The sequence below is a fragment of the Hydrogenibacillus sp. N12 genome (genome assembly GCF_019645935.1).
GTDB classification, from domain to species: domain Bacteria; phylum Bacillota; class Bacilli; order Thermicanales; family DSM-22653; genus Hydrogenibacillus; species Hydrogenibacillus schlegelii.
The window spans coordinates 632823-651598 of sequence record NZ_CP080953.1 but is presented as its reverse complement, the minus strand read 5'-3'; the positions used below and the strand labels follow the sequence as shown (position 1 = coordinate 651598).

15 protein-coding genes and 1 pseudogene are annotated in these 18776 nt (G+C 67.8%); all 16 read right to left on the bottom strand.

The annotated features are described in order from the left end of the window. Positions 1 to 26: 26 nt before the first annotated feature. Positions 27 to 1901, bottom strand: coding sequence for an NADH-quinone oxidoreductase subunit 5 family protein (locus tag K2M58_RS03080; protein ID WP_220678237.1), 1875 nt, complete (start codon positions 1899 to 1901; stop codon positions 27 to 29). Between the two features lie 152 nt (positions 1902 to 2053). After that, positions 2054 to 2395, bottom strand: coding sequence for an NADH-quinone oxidoreductase subunit NuoK (gene nuoK / locus K2M58_RS03075; protein WP_220678236.1), 342 nt, complete (start codon positions 2393 to 2395; stop codon positions 2054 to 2056). Next, positions 2392 to 2925: an NADH-quinone oxidoreductase subunit J gene (locus K2M58_RS03070; RefSeq protein WP_220678235.1), complete on the bottom strand. Its 534-nt coding sequence runs from the start codon at positions 2923 to 2925 to the stop codon at positions 2392 to 2394. The genes nuoK and K2M58_RS03070 overlap by 4 nt, the downstream gene beginning before the upstream one ends. After that, positions 2898 to 3347, bottom strand: a complete 450-nt coding sequence (gene nuoI, locus K2M58_RS03065) for an NADH-quinone oxidoreductase subunit NuoI (protein ID WP_220678234.1) — start codon at positions 3345 to 3347, stop codon at positions 2898 to 2900. The genes K2M58_RS03070 and nuoI overlap by 28 nt, the downstream gene beginning before the upstream one ends. Positions 3348 to 3402: 55 nt before the next feature. Further along, entirely contained in the window at positions 3403 to 4356 is a 954-nt protein-coding gene (nuoH, locus tag K2M58_RS03060) for an NADH-quinone oxidoreductase subunit NuoH (RefSeq protein ID WP_220678767.1), read from the bottom strand. Between the two features lie 49 nt (positions 4357 to 4405). Then, positions 4406 to 5518 carry an NADH-quinone oxidoreductase subunit D gene (locus K2M58_RS03055; protein WP_220678233.1) on the bottom strand — a complete coding sequence of 371 codons (1113 nt, stop codon included), beginning with the start codon at positions 5516 to 5518 and terminating at the stop codon, positions 4406 to 4408. After that, on the bottom strand, positions 5515 to 6024 hold the full coding sequence (locus tag K2M58_RS03050; RefSeq protein ID WP_220678232.1) for an NADH-quinone oxidoreductase subunit C: 510 nt from the start codon (positions 6022 to 6024) through the stop codon (positions 5515 to 5517). The genes K2M58_RS03055 and K2M58_RS03050 overlap by 4 nt, the downstream gene beginning before the upstream one ends. Further along, positions 5987 to 6538 (bottom strand): NuoB/complex I 20 kDa subunit family protein, encoded by a 552-nt coding sequence (locus K2M58_RS03045; protein ID WP_252393579.1) that lies wholly within the window; start codon positions 6536 to 6538, stop codon positions 5987 to 5989. The genes K2M58_RS03050 and K2M58_RS03045 overlap by 38 nt, the downstream gene beginning before the upstream one ends. Positions 6539 to 6561: 23 nt before the next feature. Then, positions 6562 to 6939 carry an NADH-quinone oxidoreductase subunit A gene (locus K2M58_RS03040; RefSeq protein ID WP_220678231.1) on the bottom strand — a complete coding sequence of 126 codons (378 nt, stop codon included), beginning with the start codon at positions 6937 to 6939 and terminating at the stop codon, positions 6562 to 6564. Then, positions 6939 to 7427 carry a ribose 5-phosphate isomerase B gene (rpiB, locus tag K2M58_RS03035; protein ID WP_220678230.1) on the bottom strand — a complete coding sequence of 163 codons (489 nt, stop codon included), beginning with the start codon at positions 7425 to 7427 and terminating at the stop codon, positions 6939 to 6941. Before rpiB ends, K2M58_RS03040 begins: the two co-directional genes overlap by 1 nt. A gap of 229 nt (positions 7428 to 7656) precedes the next feature. Then, the gene (locus K2M58_RS03030) at positions 7657 to 12000 is read right to left on the bottom strand and encodes a PolC-type DNA polymerase III (protein ID WP_220678229.1); all 4344 of its coding nucleotides are present in this window, start codon (positions 11998 to 12000) and stop codon (positions 7657 to 7659) included. A gap of 79 nt (positions 12001 to 12079) precedes the next feature. Continuing rightward, positions 12080 to 13792 (bottom strand): proline--tRNA ligase, encoded by a 1713-nt coding sequence (locus K2M58_RS03025; RefSeq protein WP_220678228.1) that lies wholly within the window; start codon positions 13790 to 13792, stop codon positions 12080 to 12082. Between the two features lie 186 nt (positions 13793 to 13978). Next, positions 13979 to 15028, bottom strand: a pseudogene (gene ispG / locus K2M58_RS03020) (flavodoxin-dependent (E)-4-hydroxy-3-methylbut-2-enyl-diphosphate synthase); the annotation flags it as partial. 60 nt (positions 15029 to 15088) lie between these two features. Beyond that, positions 15089 to 16543 carry an RIP metalloprotease RseP gene (gene rseP, locus K2M58_RS03015; protein ID WP_220678226.1) on the bottom strand — a complete coding sequence of 485 codons (1455 nt, stop codon included), beginning with the start codon at positions 16541 to 16543 and terminating at the stop codon, positions 15089 to 15091. 38 nt (positions 16544 to 16581) lie between these two features. After that, entirely contained in the window at positions 16582 to 17850 is a 1269-nt protein-coding gene (dxr, locus tag K2M58_RS03010) for a 1-deoxy-D-xylulose-5-phosphate reductoisomerase (protein WP_252393516.1), read from the bottom strand. A 118-nt stretch (positions 17851 to 17968) separates the two neighbouring features. Next, positions 17969 to 18772, bottom strand: coding sequence for a phosphatidate cytidylyltransferase (locus K2M58_RS03005; protein ID WP_220678225.1), 804 nt, complete (start codon positions 18770 to 18772; stop codon positions 17969 to 17971). Positions 18773 to 18776 lie beyond the last annotated feature (4 nt).

The window sequence follows — 18776 nt, the reverse complement described above, 5'->3', positions numbered from 1 at the left end:
GCGGCAGAACCCGCCGCCTTTCCCCGTCAGCCGCTCACGGCCCAGACGACGAGGAAGAACAGAAGAATGAGAACGGCGATCAGGTTGTACCGCTGCACCCGGCCGTCGGCCAGGCGGGAGGCGAAAAAGCCCAAGCCGCGGGCGACGGCAGCGACCAAGGCGACGATCCCTTCAAAAAGCCCCCGGTCGACGGCGGCGAGCGCCCGGCCCACGGCCATGGCGCCGCCGCCGATGCCCCGGACGATGAGGGCATCGACGCCGAAGCCCGCCTGAACCGCCCGGGAAAACCCGCCGAACGACGCGCCGTCCGCCGCCGCTTCCGTCCGTCCGACCGCCGCCAGGCGCCGCCGGACCCATGTGGCACCGAGGATGAGGCCGAACAGGCCGAGGGCGGTAGACAGTGCGGCGAAAAACGCCGGCGCCTCCGACGGCGGCGGTGCGCCGATCATCCGGGCGAAGGCGCCGAACCGCTCGCTTTCGAGGCCGCCGGCGAAGACGGCGAAGAGCGCAAGCGCCGCAACGGCGATCGCCATCGTCGCCGGAAGGGGCGGAAGCGGAGCCGGCGTCGGCGTCCGCGCCGGACTGAAGAAGGCCAGCGTGAGGAGGCGGCCCACGTAGAGCGCCGTGATGAACGTCGTCCCGAGAAGCAGCCCGGCGCCCCCGCTTCCGGCGGTCCAGGACGCGGCGAGGATGCGCTCTTTGGAGAAAAAGCCCGAAAGCGGCGGCAGGCCGACGAGGGCCAGCGCCCCGACGGCAAAAACGGCCGTCGTAAACGGCATCTTCCGGCCGAGCCCGCCCAGCCGGGTGAGGTCATACGTCCCGACGGCGTGATACACCGCCCCGGCGCCGAGGAAAAGGAGCGCCTTAAAAAAGGCGTGCGTCGACAGGTGAAAAAGCGCCGCGTAGACGCTTCCGACCCCGAGGGCGTGCATCATGAAGCCGAGCTGGCTGACCGTCGAATAGGCGAGCACCCGCTTCATGTCCGTCTGGGCGACGGCGACGACCGCGGCGTACAGGGCCGTCCACGCGCCGACCCCGGCGACGACGGCCTGCGCCACCGGAGACGCCGAAAAAACCGGCTCCATGACCGCGACGAGATAGACGCCGGCGGCGACCATCGTCGCGGCATGGATGAGGGCGCTCACCGGCGTCGGCCCTTCCATGGCGTCCGGCAGCCAGACGTGGAGCGGAAACTGACCCGACTTCCCCATCGCGCCGAGAAAGAGGAGGAGCGCCAGCGCCGTCAAAAGCGGAGGCGAAAGGGCGCCGGCTTCGACGGCCTGAAACAGGTCGTCGAAGCGGAAGCTGCCGACGCGGACGTAAACGATCCAGAGGGCGATGAACAGGCCGATGTCGCCGAAACGCGTCACCAAAAACGCCTTCATCGCTGCCCGTCGGGCGGCCGGGCGATGGACGTCAAAGCCGATCAGAAGAAACGACGCCAGACCGACGAGCTCCCAGAAGACATAAAACTGAAGCAAATTGCCGGATAAAACGAGTCCCTGCATCGCCGCCGTAAAGAAGGAAAGATGCTGAAAGTAGACGGCCTGCCGGGGATCGCCCTCCATGTAGCCGAGCGAATACAGATGAACGAAAAAGGCGACGATGCCGACGAGGACGGCCATCCAGAGGCCGAGGCCGCCGGCCTGAAGGCCGAAGGCGATCACTCCGCCGGCCGGCGCCAGCCATGGGAACACCGGCGTCGCCAGAACTTCGCCGCTCCGCAGGAACATCCCGGCGGCCCAGAACGCCCCGGCGGCCGAAACGAGCGCCCCGACCGTCGCCACGCCGCCGGCGAGCGCCCCCAGCCGGCGGCCGGCGACGAGGAGAATCCCGAAGGCGACGGCCGGCCCGCCGAAGATTGCCCCGAGCGCCGCAGCCCCGTATGCCGATTCGAACACCTGCGCCACCCTTTCTGGAGCCCGTTCCGCCATCCCGAACGGGCCCCGCTTCAGCCTCTCATGTAACTTTCTGCGTCCGATCGTCCCCGCCCGAACCCGTCCGGAGCCCGCTCCGCCGGACAACGCCGTTCGAGAACGTCGGGGGCGGCCGGTCAGTGCTTGAGCGTATCGTGTTCATCGACGTTCGCCGTCGCCTTCAGGCGATAGAGGGCGATGAGGATGGCGAGGCCGACCGCCACCTCCGCCGCTGCAACGGCGATAATGAAAAGCGCCAGCGCGTGCTCCCGGGCCACGGCCGCCTCATCCGCCGTCAGCCAACCGAACGCCGGGGAACCGAAGCGGCCGAAGGCGACGAGCACCACGAGCGCCGCCGCCATCATGAGCTCGACCGAAAGCAGCACGATGACCGCGTTCCGGCGCGTGAGCGCCGCGTACAGGCCGAGGGAAAAGAGGAGCCCCGCCAGGAGCACATACTGAGAAAGATGGACGATCACCGGCCTTCCTCCTCTCGGTCCGCTTCCGGCGCCTCTTCCCGGGCGACGGTGACGGCGCCGATGAGGGCCGCGAGCAGCATCACCCCGACGAGCTCAAAGGCGAGGATGAACTCGGGCGAAAACAGCGCTTCCCCGATCGCCCCGATGCTGACCACCGGCGGGCCCCCGGCGCCATCCGGTTCAAGGGGCGATCGAAACAGAAGATAAAAGAGGAACAAAAACCCGCCGGCGGCGACGATCCCCGCCAGCGCCCGCTGCACCGCTCCCCGGGCCGTCTGCACGTCGACCGCATCGTGCCGGGTCAGCATGATGCCGAAGACGGCGAGCACCGTCACCGCGCCGGTGTAGACGATGATCTGCATCACGCCGAGGAATTCGGCGCCAAGGAGAAAAAACACCCCGGCCACGCTCAAAAACGAAAGCGCCACGGCCAGCGCCATGTGGAGCACCCGTCTGAGGGAAAGCATCGTCACCCCCCCGAACAGGGCCAGCGCGGCCACGGTCAGGAAGACGACGACGTTGCTTTCCATGGAAGATTCAGCTCCCGGATGTTCGTGTTGTTCGCTTCCAGCCACCGCATGTCCTTGTGGAGCGCATCGCGGCGGTATTCGGCGAGCTCGACGTTCGACGTCATGACGATCGCTTCCGTCGGGCAGACCTCTGTGCACAAATCACACAGAATGCAAATTTCAAAATTAATGTCGAACGCCTCAAGCTCTTTCTTCTTTTGCTTCGGATCGGCCTTCGGCTTTTCTTTGATCGTGATGCACTGGGTCGGGCAGATATGAGCACACTGATAACAAACAATGCATTTATCCACGTAAAGTTTCTGAATCCCCCGGAACCGGTTGGGAAGCTCGTACGGCTCGTCGGGGTATTTCGTCGTGACCTTCGGCTTCCACATCTCTTTAAACGTCACGCCGAGGCCCTTCAAAAGACCGGTGCCGACCACGGCCGTTCCTCCTTTCTCCGCCGGCCCTAAGACGCCGGCCTTCAGGCGCCGGCCCTCAGACGACGCCGGCCGTCTTCAGCGCCGCCGTGAGGACGATGTTCACGAGGGCCAGCGGCATGAGCCCCTTCCAGGCAAACGTCATCAGCTGATCGACCCGCACCCGCGGAAAGGTCGCCTGCAGCCAGAACGGGAAGTACGCGAAAAAAAGCGTCTTCAGCGCCATCCAGACGCCGCCCGGGATGAACGAAAGCGCCGGATGGGGCGGGAGCCAACCGCCGAAGTAGAGGAGGGAAATGAGCGCCCCCATCGCGAAAAGATACACGTACTCGGCGAGCATGAAAAACGCGAAGCGAAAACCGGAGTACTCGACGTGATAGCCGGCGATGAGCTCCGATTCGGCTTCCGTCAGGTCAAAGGGCGTCCGGTTGAGCTCGGCGAGGGCCGCGATGAGGAAGACGAGAAAACCGATGAACTGCGGCACGACGTTCCAGACGGTCTCCTGCGAGGCGACGATCGCCGTGAGGTTGAGGCTCCCGGCCCGCATGACGACGCCGAGGGCGGCCAGAACCAGCGGGATCTCGTAGGCGATCATCATCGCCACCGCCCGCATCGCGCCGATGAGCGACCACTTGTTGTTCGACGCCCAGCCGCCCATGAGGATGCCCAGGGTCGAAAGCGACGCGACGCCGATGTAAAAGAGAAGCCCGACGCCGATGTCGGAAAAGGCGATCCGGTCCGTAAGCGGCAGAACGGCGAAGACGACGAACGCCGGCGCGAAGGCGACGATCGGCGCGAGGAGAAAGAGCGGTCGATCGACGTGGCTTGGAATGAAGCTTTCCTTGGTGAGGAGTTTCAGCACGTCGGCGATCGTCTGCAGAAGGCCGTACGGGCCGACGCGGTTTGGCCCGACGCGGCTTTGCATCCAGCCGAGGAGCTTCCGCTGGATGTAAATCGCATAGGTGACGAGAAACAGCACGACGTTCAAGAGCCCGAAGATGAGAAGCGCCATCCCGGCAAACCGCCCGAGCGTGAGCGGCTCATACAGCCAATCTCGCACCTTATGCGTCGACCTCCCCGAGGACGATGTCGATGGAGCCGAGGATGGCGACCATGTTGGCGATGTTTTGCCCGACGAGAAGCTTCGGGAGAAGCTGGAGGTTCACAAACGATGGCCGCCGGAAGTGGATCCGGTACGGCTGCGGTTTCCCCTCGCTCACGATGTAGACGCCGAGCTCTCCCCGGGGCGACTCGACGCTCGTGTACACCTCCCCCGCCGGCGGCCGGATGAGCTTCGGCATCCTGGCCATGATCTCGCCGCCGGACGGAAATTGCCGCACCGCCTGCTTGACGATCCGCCGGGACTGCTCCATCTCTTCCATACGGAGCAGATAGCGCGCCCACAAATCGCCCTCGGTCCGGACCGGCACCTCAAACTCGAACCGGTCGTAGATCGAATACGGCTTCGCCTTTCGAACGTCGTACGCCACCCCCGTCGAGCGGAGGTTCACCCCGGTGAGGCCGTAGGCGATCGCCGTCTCCTGGTCGTACCGGCCGACCCCCTTAAGGCGCGCCTGGACGATCTCGTTCCCGGTGACGAGGGCGTGGAAGTCTTCGAGCGCCCGCTCGAAGTCGTCGACGAAGCGCTCCACCCGGCCGAGCCAGCCGTCGTCCGGCACGTCCCACTTCACGCCGCCGATCCGCATGTAGCTGAATGTCATCCGGGCGCCGGAAAGCTCCGCCAGGAGGGTGAGGATCTTCTCCCGCTCCCGGAAGGCGTAGAGAAACGGCGTGAGGGCCCCGATGTCGAGCAGATACGTCCCGAACCAGACGAGGTGGCTGGCGATGCGGTTCAGTTCCATCGCGATGACCCGGAGGTACTCCGCCCGCTCGGGGATCTCGAGCCCCATGAGCGTCTCGACGGCGTGGACGAGGGCGTAGTTGCCGATCATCGCCGAGAGGTAGTCCATCCGGTCGGTGTAGGGGATGATCTGCGTGTAGGTGAGGTCCTCGGCGAGCTTTTCCGTCCCCCGGTGGAGGTAGCCGATGACCGGCGTCGCCTCGACGATCGTCTCGCCGTCGAGCTTCAGGATCACCCGGAAGACGCCGTGGGTCGACGGGTGCTGGGGCCCGACGTTCAGGATCATCTCTTCCGTCCGGAGCGCCACCGTCATCCCCCCTCGTCGTAGGGCGCGTAATCTTTGAGCATCGGATGGCCGACCCAGTCGTCGGGGAGGAGGATCCGCCGGAGGTTCGGGTGCCCCTCGAAGCGAATGCCGAAGAGGTCGTACGCTTCCCGCTCGTGCCAGTCCGCCGTCGGGTAGAGGGGGACAAGGGACGGCACGCTCCCGCCGGGCCGGTCGGTCTTCACCCGCAGGCCGAGCATCCGGCCGGTCCGGTGGGACTGAAGCACGTAAAGCACCTCCAGGTGCGTCTTCCGGTCGACGGCGTGGAGGTCGTTCAAAAAATCCATCCCGTAATCCGGCGCCTCTTTCAGCCAGCGGACGACGTCGACGAGCCGTTCCCGGGGCACGGTGAGGATGGGTAGCTCGGGCTGATGAGGTGGCAGGGTCGCCTCTTCGACGACGCCCGCGCCGAAGGCGTCTTGGAGCCGATCGACGAGTTCGGAGAGGGACGCCGTGTCATACGGCCGAATCGGCGGCACGGAGCGGGCGCTCATCGTCCATCACCCGCCTTCCCGTTCGGGCTTCGGTGCGGATTTTCGCCTGCAGCTTCTGGATCCCGTAGATGAGGGCGACCGGCGTCGGCGGGCAGCCGGGAATGTAGACGTCGACCGGGACGATCTGGTCGACGCCCTTGACGACGCTGTACGCCCGGACATACGGCCCGCCGGCGGTGGCGCAGCTCCCCATGGCGATCACCCACCGGGGCTCCGCCATCTGGTCGTACAGACGCCTCAGGATCGGCGCCATCTTCTTCGTCACCGTGCCGGAGACGATCATCACGTCCGCCTGCCGGGGCGACGCCCGGAAGAAGACGCCGAAGCGGTCGGCGTCGTAGTGGCTGCCGCTCGTGCCCATCATCTCGATGGCGCAGCAGGCGAGGCCGAAGGTGAGCGGCCAGAGGGAGTTCGACCGGGCCCACGCCTTGAGCTCCTCGAGGCGGGAGAAAAGCACATTCCGCTTCAAAAGCTCCGCCTCCTCCGCCGCCACGCCCTCGAGGCCGAGGTCGATCGCCTCCGGCCGGAGGCCGACGGTCATTTCCATTCGAGGACCCCCTTTCGCCAGGCGTAGACGAGACCGAAAACGAGCAGAAAGAGGAAGACGGCCATCTCGGCGACGGCAAACCATCCGAGGCGGTCGTAGACGACGGCCCACGGGTAGAGAAAGAGCGTCTCCACGTCGAAGAGGACAAAAAGCAGCGCAAACAGGTAATACTTCACCCGGAAGCGGACCCAGCTCGTGCCGAGGGGCTGGGTGCCGCTTTCGTACGTCTCGCCTTTTTCCCGGTAGAAATGGTGCGGCCGAAGGAGCCGGCTCATGGTGAAGGCGACGACCGGGAGCGCCACCGCCAGGACGAGGAAGACGGCGATGAAGATCAGGCTGTTCGTGTACGCGACCGCCTCCGCCGGCATCAGGCGCCACCGCCTTCGCCGTCCCGACGGACCCGGAGGGCGGCCTCCCGTCCGGCGATTTTTTCCAGTCGGCGGGCGTGCCGGCCGCCTTCAAAGGGCGTGGCGAGCCAGACCCGCACGATCTCCCGAGCGAGCTCCGGGCCGATGATCCGGCCGCCCAGCGTGAGGACGTTCGCGTCGTTGTGCGCCCGGGACATGCGGGCCGAATACAGATCGTGGGCGAGGGACGCCCGGATGCCCGGCACTTTGTTCGCGGCGATCATCATGCCGATCCCGGTGCCGCAGATGAGGATGCCGCGGTCCGCCACCCCGCGAGCGACTTGATCCGCGACGGGGAAGGCGAAATCCGGGTAGTCCACGGACGCTCCCGCGCCGCACGAAAGGCAGCCGACGTCGTCGACCGCATGGCCGAGTTCACCGGCGATGAACGCTTTGAGGACCTCTTTGAGTTCGACGCCGCCGTGATCGGCGCCGATGGCGACGCGCATCCGCCTTCCCCCCTTTCGGCGTGATGTCCCTCATTATAGCGCTTTTTTGGCGGAATTGTACAAATCATTTGTTAAAGAATCTTGAACTTTTTCGTCTTGCTCGAAAGCTTTGTGCGATCCTTCACGACCGGCGATCCGCCGCCGAAGCCAAAAAAACCGCCCGGCCGCAGGGCCGGGCGATCGGGGTGCCCGAATCGGTTGTGCCAAAAAGCGCGATCCGGGAATGCCCCTAAAAGAGCGTCATCTGGTTCGTCTCGGGCAGGTGGGCGAAGGCGCCCAGCGCTCGAAGGGCGTCGACGACCGTCTTCGACACCCGCGTCCGGGCGTGGAAGTCTTCGACGGAGAGAAACGGCCCGTCTTCCCGGGCCCGGACGATGCTCTCCGCCGCCGCTTCGCCGAGACCGTCGACGGCGGTAAACGGCACGAGGAGCCCGTCGCCCTCCGGGATAAAGCGAAAAGCGTCGGACCGCTCGAGGTCGAGCGGAAGGAAACGAAAGCCCCGCCGGAGCATTTCGTACGCCACCTCGAGGACGGTGAGCAGGTTTTTCTCCTTCGCCGACGCTTCTGACCCTTTTTGCATGAGCTCGGCGATCTTCTCCCGGACGGCCGCCTCACCGGCAAGGACAAGGGCGAGGTCGAATTCGTCGGCCCGGATGGAAAAATACGTCGCGTAAAAGGCGAGCGGGTGGTAGACCTTGAAGTAGGCGATCCGGACGGCCATGAGGACGTAGGCGACGGCGTGGGCCTTCGGGAACATGTACTTGATCTTCTGGCACGAGTCGATGTACCACGCCGGCACGCCGTGGGCCCGCATCGCCTCCTGGTCGTCCGGCGGGACGCCCTTCCCTTTCCGGACGCTTTCCATGATGCGAAACGCCTGCTGCGGCTCGAGCCCCTTCCCGATGAGGTAGAGCATGATGTCGTCGCGGCAGCCGATGACGTCCTTGAGCTCGGCGACGCCGCTTCGGATGAGCTCCTGGGCGTTCCCGACCCAGACGTCGGTGCCGTGGGAGAGGCCCGAGATCTGAACGAGCTCGGCAAACGTCGTCGGCCGCGTCTCTTCGAGCATCCCCCGGACGAAGCGGGTGCCGAACTCCGGAAGCCCGAGGGTGCCGACCCGGACGTCGATCGCCTCGAGGCCGACGTCCGGCCCGAGGGGCTCGGTGCCGCTGAAAAGCGCCATCACCGTCGGATCGGTCGGCGGCACCGTCCGCGGGTCGATCCCGGTGAGGTCGTTGAGCATGCGGAGGACCGTCGGGTCGTCGTGGCCGAGAAGGTCGAGCTTCAAAAGCCGGTCCGAGAGGGCGTGGTAGTCGAAGTGGGTCGTGATCGTCTCCGACGCCGGGTCGTCCGCCGGCCGCTGGAGCGGCGTAAAGCGGTGGACGTCTTCTCCCCGGGGCACGACGATGAGCCCGCCGGGGTGCTGCCCCGTCGTCCGCTTGACGCCGGCCGTCCCCCGCGCGAGCCAGTCGATCTCCGCCTTGCGGCGGTTTTCGCCCCGCTCTTCAAGGTATTTTCGGACGAAACCGTAGGCGGTCTTTTCCGCCACCGTCGAGATCGTGCCGGCGCGGAAGACGTTCGTCCGGCCGAGGATCGCCTCGGCGTGCCGGTGGGCCTCCGCCTGGTATTCGCCGGAAAAGTTGAGGTCGATGTCCGGCACCTTGTCGCCTTTGAAGCCCATAAACGTTTCAAAGGGGATGTCATGGCCGTCCCGGTGAAGCGGCGTCCCGCAGACGGGGCACGCCTGCTCCGGCAGGTCGTAGCCGTCTTTGACCGATCCGTCTTCGACGAAGGCGCTGTAGTGGCAGCTCGGGCAGACGTAATGGGGCGGGAGGGGATTGACCTCGGTGATGCCGAGCATCGTCGCGACGAGGGACGAGCCGACGGAGCCGCGGGAGCCGACGAGGTACCCGTCTTCGAGGGATTTTTTCACGAGCTTTTGCGCGATGAGGTAGACGACGGCGAAGCCGCCGTCGATGATGCTCCGAAGCTCCCGCTCGAGCCGCTCGGCGACGATCGCCGGAAGCGGATCGCCGTAGACGGCCCGCGCCCGCTCGGTGGCGAGGCGGCGGATTTCGTCTTCGGCGCCGTCGATCACCGGCGTAAAGAGGCCGTCGGGAAAGGGCTTCATCGACGGAATGGCTTCGGCGATGGCGGTCGGTTGGTGGATGACGATCTCCTCCGCCTTCTCCCGGCCGAGGAAGGCGAACGCCTCGAGCATCTCTTCCGTCGTCCGGTAAGGCTGCGGCCGGATGCGATTCGGGTCCCGGGTCCGGGGGCCGTTCTGGTTGGCGAGGAGGATGCGCCGGAAGACGACGTCTTCCGGGTCGAGGTGATGGACGTTGCCGGTGGCGACGACCGGCTTTCCGGCGACCTCGGCGGCGGCGATGAGACGCTCGATCGCCTGGCGGATGATGGGAAGCGCCTCGGCTTCGGGAAGGTCCATCCGGGCGAGGTAGACGTCCGGCGGCATGACCTCGACGACGTCGTAGAAGCTCATCCGGCGGAGGAGGCTGTCGAAGTCCTCGTTCATCGCCGCGTCGAACAGTTCCCCTTCGTCGCAGCCGCTCCCGACGAGGAGGCCCTCCCGGTGCGCTTCGAGGTCCCGCTTGGTGATCCGGGGGACGCGGTGAAACGTCTCGAGGTGGGACTTCGTCACCAGCCGGTAGAGGTTCTGAAGGCCCGCTTCGCTCGTCGCCCAGAGGGTGGCGTGCTTCGGCCGGACCTTGGCGTACGCCTCCGGGTCTTTTTCCGCCGCCAGCGCGCCCTGGGTGGTGATGCCGCGGCCGGCAAGCTCCTGGAGGAGCTTGAGGAAGATCTCCGCCGTCGCTCGGGCGTCGTCGACGGCCCGGTGGTGCCGCTCGAGGGCGACGCCGAAGTGCTCGGCGAGGGTGTCGAGGCGGTGGTTTTTCAAATCCGGCAAAAGGAGCCGCGCCAGCCCCAGGGTGTCGATCGCCGGACCGGAAAACGGATGAAGTCCCGCCCGCTTCAGGCCGGCCCGCAAAAAGCCGAGGTCGAAGCGGGCGTTGTGGGCGACGAGGGTCGCCCCGTCGATGAAGGCGCGAAACCGCGCCAGCGCCTCCTCCGGCGTCGGCGCCCCCCGGAGCATGGCGTCGGTGATGCCGGTGAGCTCGACGATCTTCGCCGGAAGCGGTCGGCCGGGATCGACAAAGGTGTGGAACGCCCCGACCTCCCGGCCGCCTTCAATCTTCACGGCGCCGATCTCGATGATCGTATCCCGCTCACTGGAAAGCCCCGTCGTCTCCACGTCGAAGACGACGTACGTGTCGTCCGAAAGGCGCCGCTCCGGGTCCGGGTCGAAGACGATCTCCGTCTCGTCGTCGACAAGGTACGCTTCGAGGCCGTAGAGGATCTTGACGCCGTATTGTTCCCCGGCCGCGTACGCCTCCGGATAGGCCTGCACGACGCCGTGATCGGTGATCGCCACGGCGGCGTGGCCGTATTCCGCCGCCCGTCGGACGGCCGCCGCCACCGGAAGCGGCGCGTCCATGGCGCTCATCGCCGTGTGGAGGTGAAGCTCGACGCGCTTTTTCGGCGCCCGGTCTTCCCGCCGCCGGTCGGGAAGCCGAACGACATCGTCCGCCGTGAGGACGAGATCGCGCTCGTACGGATCGAAGGCGACGCGGCCGCGGAAGCGGGCCCGGACGCCTTCCTGAAGCGCCGCCGCCCGGACGGCGTCGTCGCTTTTCCGAAGAAAGAGCTTCACCGCCAGGGCGCTCTCGCCGTCGGCGATCTTGAGGAGGAGGACGGCCCCCGTCCGGGTCGGCCGTTCTTCCCGGGCAAAGACGACGCCTTCGACGGCGACGTCCTCCCCTTCGGCGACGCTTCGGAGGGCGACCGGCCGGGCGGCGATCGGCCGGCCGAAGAGAACCGTCTCCACCGCCTCCGTCCCTTCGGCGGCCGCTTCGGCGGCGCCGTTTCCGTTCTGCCGCGGGCCGGCGGGGGGCCGTCCTTCTCCGTCGGACGGAGACGTCCGCTCTGCGACGGAGGCGATCGCGGCCTCTTCGGCGGCGGCCAGGCGCTCCCGCCGGGCGGCGGCCCGGGCGGCGTCGTCCGGCGCCGGCAGGACGACGACTTCCGGCGTCCGGCCGACGTATTGGGCGAAAAAGCGCCGGAGGGTCTTTAAGGCGCCGTTTTGGAAGGCCGGAAGCGCCGCCGGCTCGACGTAAAGCACGGCCCGCCCGTCGCCGGCCGCCTCGAAAGCGACGTCGACGACGGCGGCGGCGAGGAGCGGGTGTCGGGCCGCGAGGTAGCCGAGGAGGGCGTCCCCGTACCCCCGGGCGACGGCCTGAAAGGGCGGCGGCGGCTCGATGCGCACCCAAAGCTCGACGTCCGCCACGTCCCGGAAGGCGGCCCCGAGCGCCGCTTCCCAGGCGATGAGGGGCGCGGCCGGGAGCAGGGCCGGCGCGGTGATCTGGACGACCCACCGCCGGGCGTCGGGGTAGACGACAAGCCGCTCGAGCCGGGCGGCCTGGAGCGCCTCGGACAGCTTGTCCTCCGGCGGCACGCGCGCCATCAGCCCGCCCAAGGCGGGGTCGATCACGCCCTTCACCTCCCGTTCCTCGTGCTCCGGTCCGACCGCCGGCGGTTCGACCGCCGTCTCGGCGGGATCGGGCGGTCGGCATCCGCCTTCACTCGAGTTCGGAGCGCACCGCGCGGATCGTCTCGAGGGCCTCCGGCAGGGGGACCCGGCGCTTTTCTTTCGTCCGGCGGATTTTGAGCTCGATCTCGCCGTCCTTGACGCTGCTTCCGACGATCACCTGGAGCGGGATGCCGATGAGGTCGGCGTCCTTGAACTTCACCCCGGCCCGCTCCGGCCGGTCGTCGTAGAGGACGTCGATGCCGCCCGAGGTGAGGGCATCGTACAGCCCCTCCGCCACCGTCCGCTGATCGGCGTCGGCGGCGTTGACGACGAGGAGGTGGAGGTCGAACGGGGCGAGGGCCGGCGGCCAGATGATGCCGTCTTCGTCGTGGGACTGTTCGACGGCGGCCTGGATCACCCGGGAGACGCCGATGCCGTAACTCCCCATGAGCATCTCCCGCTGCCGGCCGTCTTCGTCGAGGTAGACGGCCCCGAGCGCCGCCGAGTATTTCGTGCCGAGCTTGAAGACGTGGCCGACCTCAATCCCCCGGGCGAAGGCGAGCGGCGCGCCGCAGCGGGGGCAGGCGTCCCCTTCCTGAGCGACCCGGAAGTCCCCGTACGCCTCCACCTGAAAATCTCGGCCGGGGTTGACGCCGACGTAGTGCCAGTCGTCTTCGTTGGCGCCGGTGGAGGCGTTCCGGAGGTGCCGGACGGCATGGTCGGCGAGGATGCGGACGTCCCGGGCGCCGATCGGGCCGACGAAGCCGGGGCCGGCGCCGAAGAGCCGCCGGATCGTCGCCTCGTCGGCCATCTCGAGGAACCGGGCGCCGAGGAAGTTTTTCACCTTGACCTCATTCACCTGGTGATCGCCCCGGACGAGGACGACGACCGGAGCGCCGTCGGCGAGGTAGACGACGTTTTTGATGATCTTCTCGAGGGGAAGGCCCAGGATCGCCGCCTGCTCGGCGACGGTCCGGATCCCCGGCGTCTTCGCCCGTTCGAGGGGCCGCATGGGCTCGTCCGGCGCCGAAGCCGGATCCGGCGGCGGCACTTCCGCCCGCTCGACGTTGGCGGCGTAGTCGCACGCCGTGCAATAGGCGATCGTGTCTTCGCCGACGTCGGCGAGGACCATGAACTCGTGGTTGTACGAGCCGCCGATGGCGCCGGCGTCCGCCTCGACCGCCCGGAACTTGAGGCCCATCCGCTCGAAGATGCGGACGTACGCCCGGTACATCGCCCGGTAGCTCGCCTCGAGCCCCGCCTCGTCCCGGTCGAACGAGTAGGCGTCCTTCATGATGAACTCCCGGCCCCGAAGGAGGCCGAAGCGGGGCCGGTACTCATCCCGAAACTTCGTCTGGATCTGGTACAGGATGAGGGGGAGCCGGCGGTACGACTTCACCTCGTCCCGGACGAGGGCGGTGATGACCTCTTCGTGGGTCGGGCCGAGGGCAAACGGCCGTTCGTGCCGGTCGACGAGCCGCATCATGAGGGGACCGTAGTCGTCCCAGCGGCCGGTCGCCTGCCAGAGCTCCGCCGGCTGGAGCGCCGGCATGAGGATTTCCTGCCCGCCGGCGGCGTCCATCTCCTCCCGGATGATCGCCATCGCCTTTTTGAGCACCCGCCAGGCGAGGGGGAGGTAGGTGTAGACGCCGGAGGCGACCTGCCGTATGTATCCGGCCCGGAGGAGGAGGCGGTGGCTCGCCACCTCCGCCTCCGCCGGCACGTCCCGCATCGTCGGAATGAACGCCCGCGACTGACGCATCGCTTCGCCTCACTTTCCGCGTGGTTCGCCGCCGGAGGTCCCGGAAGGCACCAAAGCGGCTCCGTCCGCGCCGCCTCCGGCGCCTTCGAAGGCGCCGCCGGCCTTAAGCGCATCGCCGTCCTTAGGCGTGTCGCCGGCCGGCGCGGCAGGGCCGGACCCCGCTTCCCGGGCCTCGGCTTCCCGCTCCATCTGTTCGAGTTCGGCCATGAGGGCGTCGAACAGCTCTTCTTCTTTGACCTTGCGGATGATCTTCCCGCCCCGGAAGATGAGCCCTTCGCCGCGGCCGCCGGCGACGCCGATGTCCGCCTCCCGGGCCTCCCCGGGACCGTTCACCGCGCAGCCCATGACGGCGATCTTCCACGGCCGCTTCTTCGTCGCCACCGCCTGCTCGATCCTTTCGGCGAGGCCGATGACGTCGATCGCCACCCGGCCGCACGTCGGGCAGGCGACGACGACCGGCTCCGACGCGGCGAGGTTGAGGCTCTTTAAGATCTGCTTCGCGACCTTGATCTCTTCCACCGGATCGGCGGCGAGCGACACCCGGATCGTATCGCCAAGACCTAAGGCGAGTACCGTCCCGATGCCGACGGCCGATTTGATGGCGCCGCTCCAGGCGGTTCCCGCCTCCGTCACGCCGACGTGGAGCGGGTACGGCCGCACCTCGGCCATCTTCCGATACGCCGCGATCATCGTCGGGACGTCGGTAGACTTGAGCGAGACGACGATGTCGGTGAACTCGAGGTCTTCGAGAATCTCAATGTGGCCGAGGGCGCTTTCCACGAGGGCATCGGCGGTCGGCGAGCCGTATTTTTCCAGAAGGTGCCGCTCGACGGAGCCGGAGTTGACGCCGATCCGGATCGGCACGCCTCGCTCTTTGGCCGCCCGGACGACCGCCTTCACCCGCTCCCGGGAGCCGATGTTCCCCGGGTTGATCCGCACCTTGTCGACCCCGGCATCGATCGCCTTCAAGGCCAGCCGGTAGTCGAAGTGGATGTCGGCGACGATCGGAAGCGGCGAGCGGCGCTTGATCTCCCGGAGGGCCTCCGCCGCCCGTTCGTCGACGACGGCGAGGCGGACGATCTGGCAGCCGGCCGCATGGAGCGCTTCGATTTGCCGGAGCGTCCCGTCGACGTCCCGGGTGTCGGTCGTCGTCATCGACTGGATGACGACCGACGGCTGGCCGCCGATCTGAACCCGTCCGACCCGGACGGGCTTCGTCTGTTCGCGGGTGTACACGCCCGTGCCTCCTTCCGGCGGTCTGGCCGCCCCTCGGCCGGGGAGCGCCTGGTCCGCGCCTCAGCCGAGGAAGAGCTTCTGGATGTCGTTCCAGGTGACGAGGACGATGAAGAGGAGGAGGAGCGCAAAGCCGATGAGGTGGACGAGGCCCTCTTTGGCCTGGTCGATCGGCCGGCCCCGGACGGCCTCGATCGCGAGGAAGAGGAGCCGGCCGCCGTCTAAGGCCGGAATCGGGAGCAGATTGAACACGCCGAGGTTGATCGAAAGAAGCGCCGTCCAGAAAAGGAGCGTCGAGAAGCCCCGCTGGGCCGCATCGCCGGTGAGCTTGAAGATCGCCACCGGCCCGCCGAGCTGGTCGAGGGGGTGATGACTCTGAAAGAGGGCGCCGAGGGAGGCGAAGATGCGACCGATCCAGAGGACCGTCTCCTTCGGGCCGTCGACGAGGGCGGCCCAGACGGAAAACGTCCGCTCCTGATAGATGCCGATGATCCGCCGCTCGCCGAGGGTGAGGCGGTACTTCCCGAGGTCGTATGAAACGTCGACCGGTCGGCCGTCCCGGAGGACGGTAAGGCGGACCGGCCGGCCCGCGGCCGCCTCGAGGAGGGCCTCCGCCTGGGTGACGCTCTCGAGGGGCGTCCCGTCGATCGCCGTCACCTCATCCCCCGGGAGGAGTTCGATCTGGGCGGTGTTCGTCATCTGAGCGATGAAAAACTGCCGCTTCGGCCGGACGACCGCCCGAAAGTCCCGGCCGTCCCGCTCGACGTCGACGGCGAGGGCATCGGCGGTGCTTTCGCCGATCGCCCGCTGCAGGTCGTCCCACGAGGCGACCGGCTGCCCGTCCACCGCCCGGATGACGTCCCCGGCCCGAAGGCCGGCCGCCTCCGCCGGGGTTCCCGGTCCGACCTTGCCGACGACCGGCGCCGGGTTCGGCACGCCGTTTAAAAGCGCCAGAAGCGAAAAGAGCACCGCCGCGAGGAGCAGGTTAAAAAGCGGCCCGGCGACGAGGACCCAAAACCGGTCGAGGAGCGATTTCGAGCCGAATTGCCGGTCCCACGGGGCGATCTGGATCGCTTCTCCCCCCGAGACGATCTCGGCGTCCCGGGCGACCGGATAGGTGCGCTCTTCTCCGCCCTCCTCGACGGTCAGGCGAAGCCCCCGTTCGAGATCCGAGCGGACGACGACGGCGCCCGCCCCTTCCGGCGCGTCGAGGTGGATGCGCCGGACGACGTCGCCGTCCCGCTCGAGGCGGACCCGCTGACCCGGCTTGAGCGGCTCCCCTTCGACGTCCTCGCCGGCCATGCGGACGTAGCCGCCGAGGGGGAGAAGCCGCACCGACCAGAGGGTCTCGCCCGGTTTAAAGCTAAAAAGCTTCGGACCGAAGCCGATGGCAAACTCCCGCGCCAAAATCCCGGCCCGCCGGGCCAGGAGGAAATGGCCGAGCTCGTGAACGAAGACCAAAAGCCCGAACACCGCCACGATGGCGAGGGCGGTGCCGAGAAAACCGAGGCTCGGCATCGTTTCGCCTCCTTCCGATGGTCGCCGGAGGCGTCCGGTCAGCCGCTCCGGGCCAGCACTTCGGCCCGGGCCCGTTCCCGGGCCCACCGGTCGGCCGCCTCGATCGTCTCGAGGTCGGTCGCCGGCACCGGCGCATGGGCGGCGAGCACCGCCTCGACGACGGCCTCGATGGCCGCAAAGGGGAGCCTTCCGTCCAAAAAGGCCGCCACCGCCACCTCGTTGGCGGCCGAAAGCACCGCCGGCGCCGTGCCGCCGGCGCGGGCGGCGGCGTAGGCCAGGCCGAGGGCCGGGTAGCGCGCCGGATCGACCGGCCGGAAGTGAAGCGCCCCGATCCGGGCGAGGTCGAGGCGCTCGCCCAGAGCCGGCGGGCTTTCGGGGTCGAAGAGCGCCTGCTGGATCGGCAGGCGCATGTCCCGGGGGCCGAGGACGGCGACGAACGTCCCGTCCTTTAATTCTACCATAGCGTGCACGAGGCTTTCATCATGGAGGACGACGTCGATCCGCTCGAGGGGAAGACCGAAAAGGACGTGGGCTTCGATCACCTCGAGCCCTTTGTTCATGAGCGTCGCCGAATCGACGGTGAGTTTTTTCCCCATCCGCCACGTCGGGTGCCGGAGGGCGTCCCGGACGGTGACGTCTGCGAGGGCGGCGCGGTCAAGATGGCGAAACGCCCCGCCGGAGGCGGTGAGGACGAGGCGTAAGACGGCTTCCGGCGGCTGGCCGCGGAGGGCGATCCGGGCGGCGGCGTGCTCGCTGTCGACCGGGACGATCCGACCGCCGCCGGACGCTTCCGCCGCCCGCACGACAGAACCGGCGGCGACGAGGGTTTCTTTGTTGGCGAGGAGGACCGTCTTTCCGGCCTGGAGGGCGGCGAGGGTCGGCCGGACGCCGGCAAAGCCGACGAGGGCGCTCATCACGCGGACGGCCTCCGGATGGACGGCGCACCGGGCAATCGCTTCGGGGCCGAAGCCGATCTCCCGCGGGCGCCGGGGCTCGGGGAGGGCGTGGAGTTTGAGAAGAAGGCGCTGAAGCGACGCCTCGTCTTTCACCGCGACGCAGTCGGGGCGAAATTCCCGGATCTGGTCATAAAGGAGCGTATCGTTCGTCCCGGCGACGAGGCCGACGACGCGGAAGCGCTCCGGGTGCCGCCGGACGACGTCGAGCGTCTGGGTGCCGATCGATCCCGTCGAGCCGAGGACGACGAGGCCCTCCGGACGACCGCTTCGGGATCCGGCCCCCGTTTCCGTCCGGTGCGTATCCATCATCCACCGTCCCCACACCGTTTTTCCACATCGCCGACGTTTCATCCGCCCGCTCAGTTTTCACCCGCTCGCCATAATTTTCATCCGCGGTCCGTCGCGGAGCGGCGGGGCGACTTTTGCCTCGGGAAAGAAGCGTCGCCTTCGGCTTGCCGGCCCGGCGCGCCTACGGCCAGAGGAACGGCGCCAGCATCCGGGCGGCCCAGACGAAGGTCGGAAAGGCGACGATCAGGCTGTCGAACCGGTCAAAAAGCCCCCCGTGGCCCGGGAGGAGGCTCCCGGAGTCCTTGACGCCGAGGCTCCGCTTGATCGCCGATTCGATGAGGTCGCCGACCTGACCGCCGATGGAGACGAGCGCCGCCGTCGCGAAGAGCGGGAGCGTCCGGTACGGAAGGTCGAGGACCTCGGCGGCGATGAGGGCGGCGGCCATGCCGGCGACGAGGCCGCCGACGGCCCCTTCCCACGTCTTCTTCGGGCTGATCGACGGCCAGAGGAGATGCCGGCCAACGGCGCGGCCGACGAAATACGCCGCCGTGTCGGTCGTCCAGACGACGGCAAGGACCCAGAGCGTGAGCGAAAGACCCCGCTCGACGTTGCGGACGGCATGAAAGTAATGAAGGCCGAGGCCGATGTAGACGGCGCCGACGAGGATATAGCTGAGCCGCCGCAGGGAGACGCGGTTCTGGGTGGCGACGGCGATAAAGAGAAGCAGAAACGTAACCGCCCAAAGCAGGTCGAGTTTGAGCCGGTCCCGGATCTCGCCGAGGGTAAAAAAAATAAGGACAAACGTCAGCGCAAAGCCGAGCAGCGCGTGCGGCGCGGTCGGCCGGTCGCCGTGCATGCGGACGTACTCGTAAAACATCCCCAGTCCGATGGCGGCGATCAGGCCGGCAAAGGCCCCCCCTCCCCACACCGTCAGCCAGAGAAACACGCCCCCGCCGATGACGCCGGTCGCGATGCGCTTCGCCACCCGC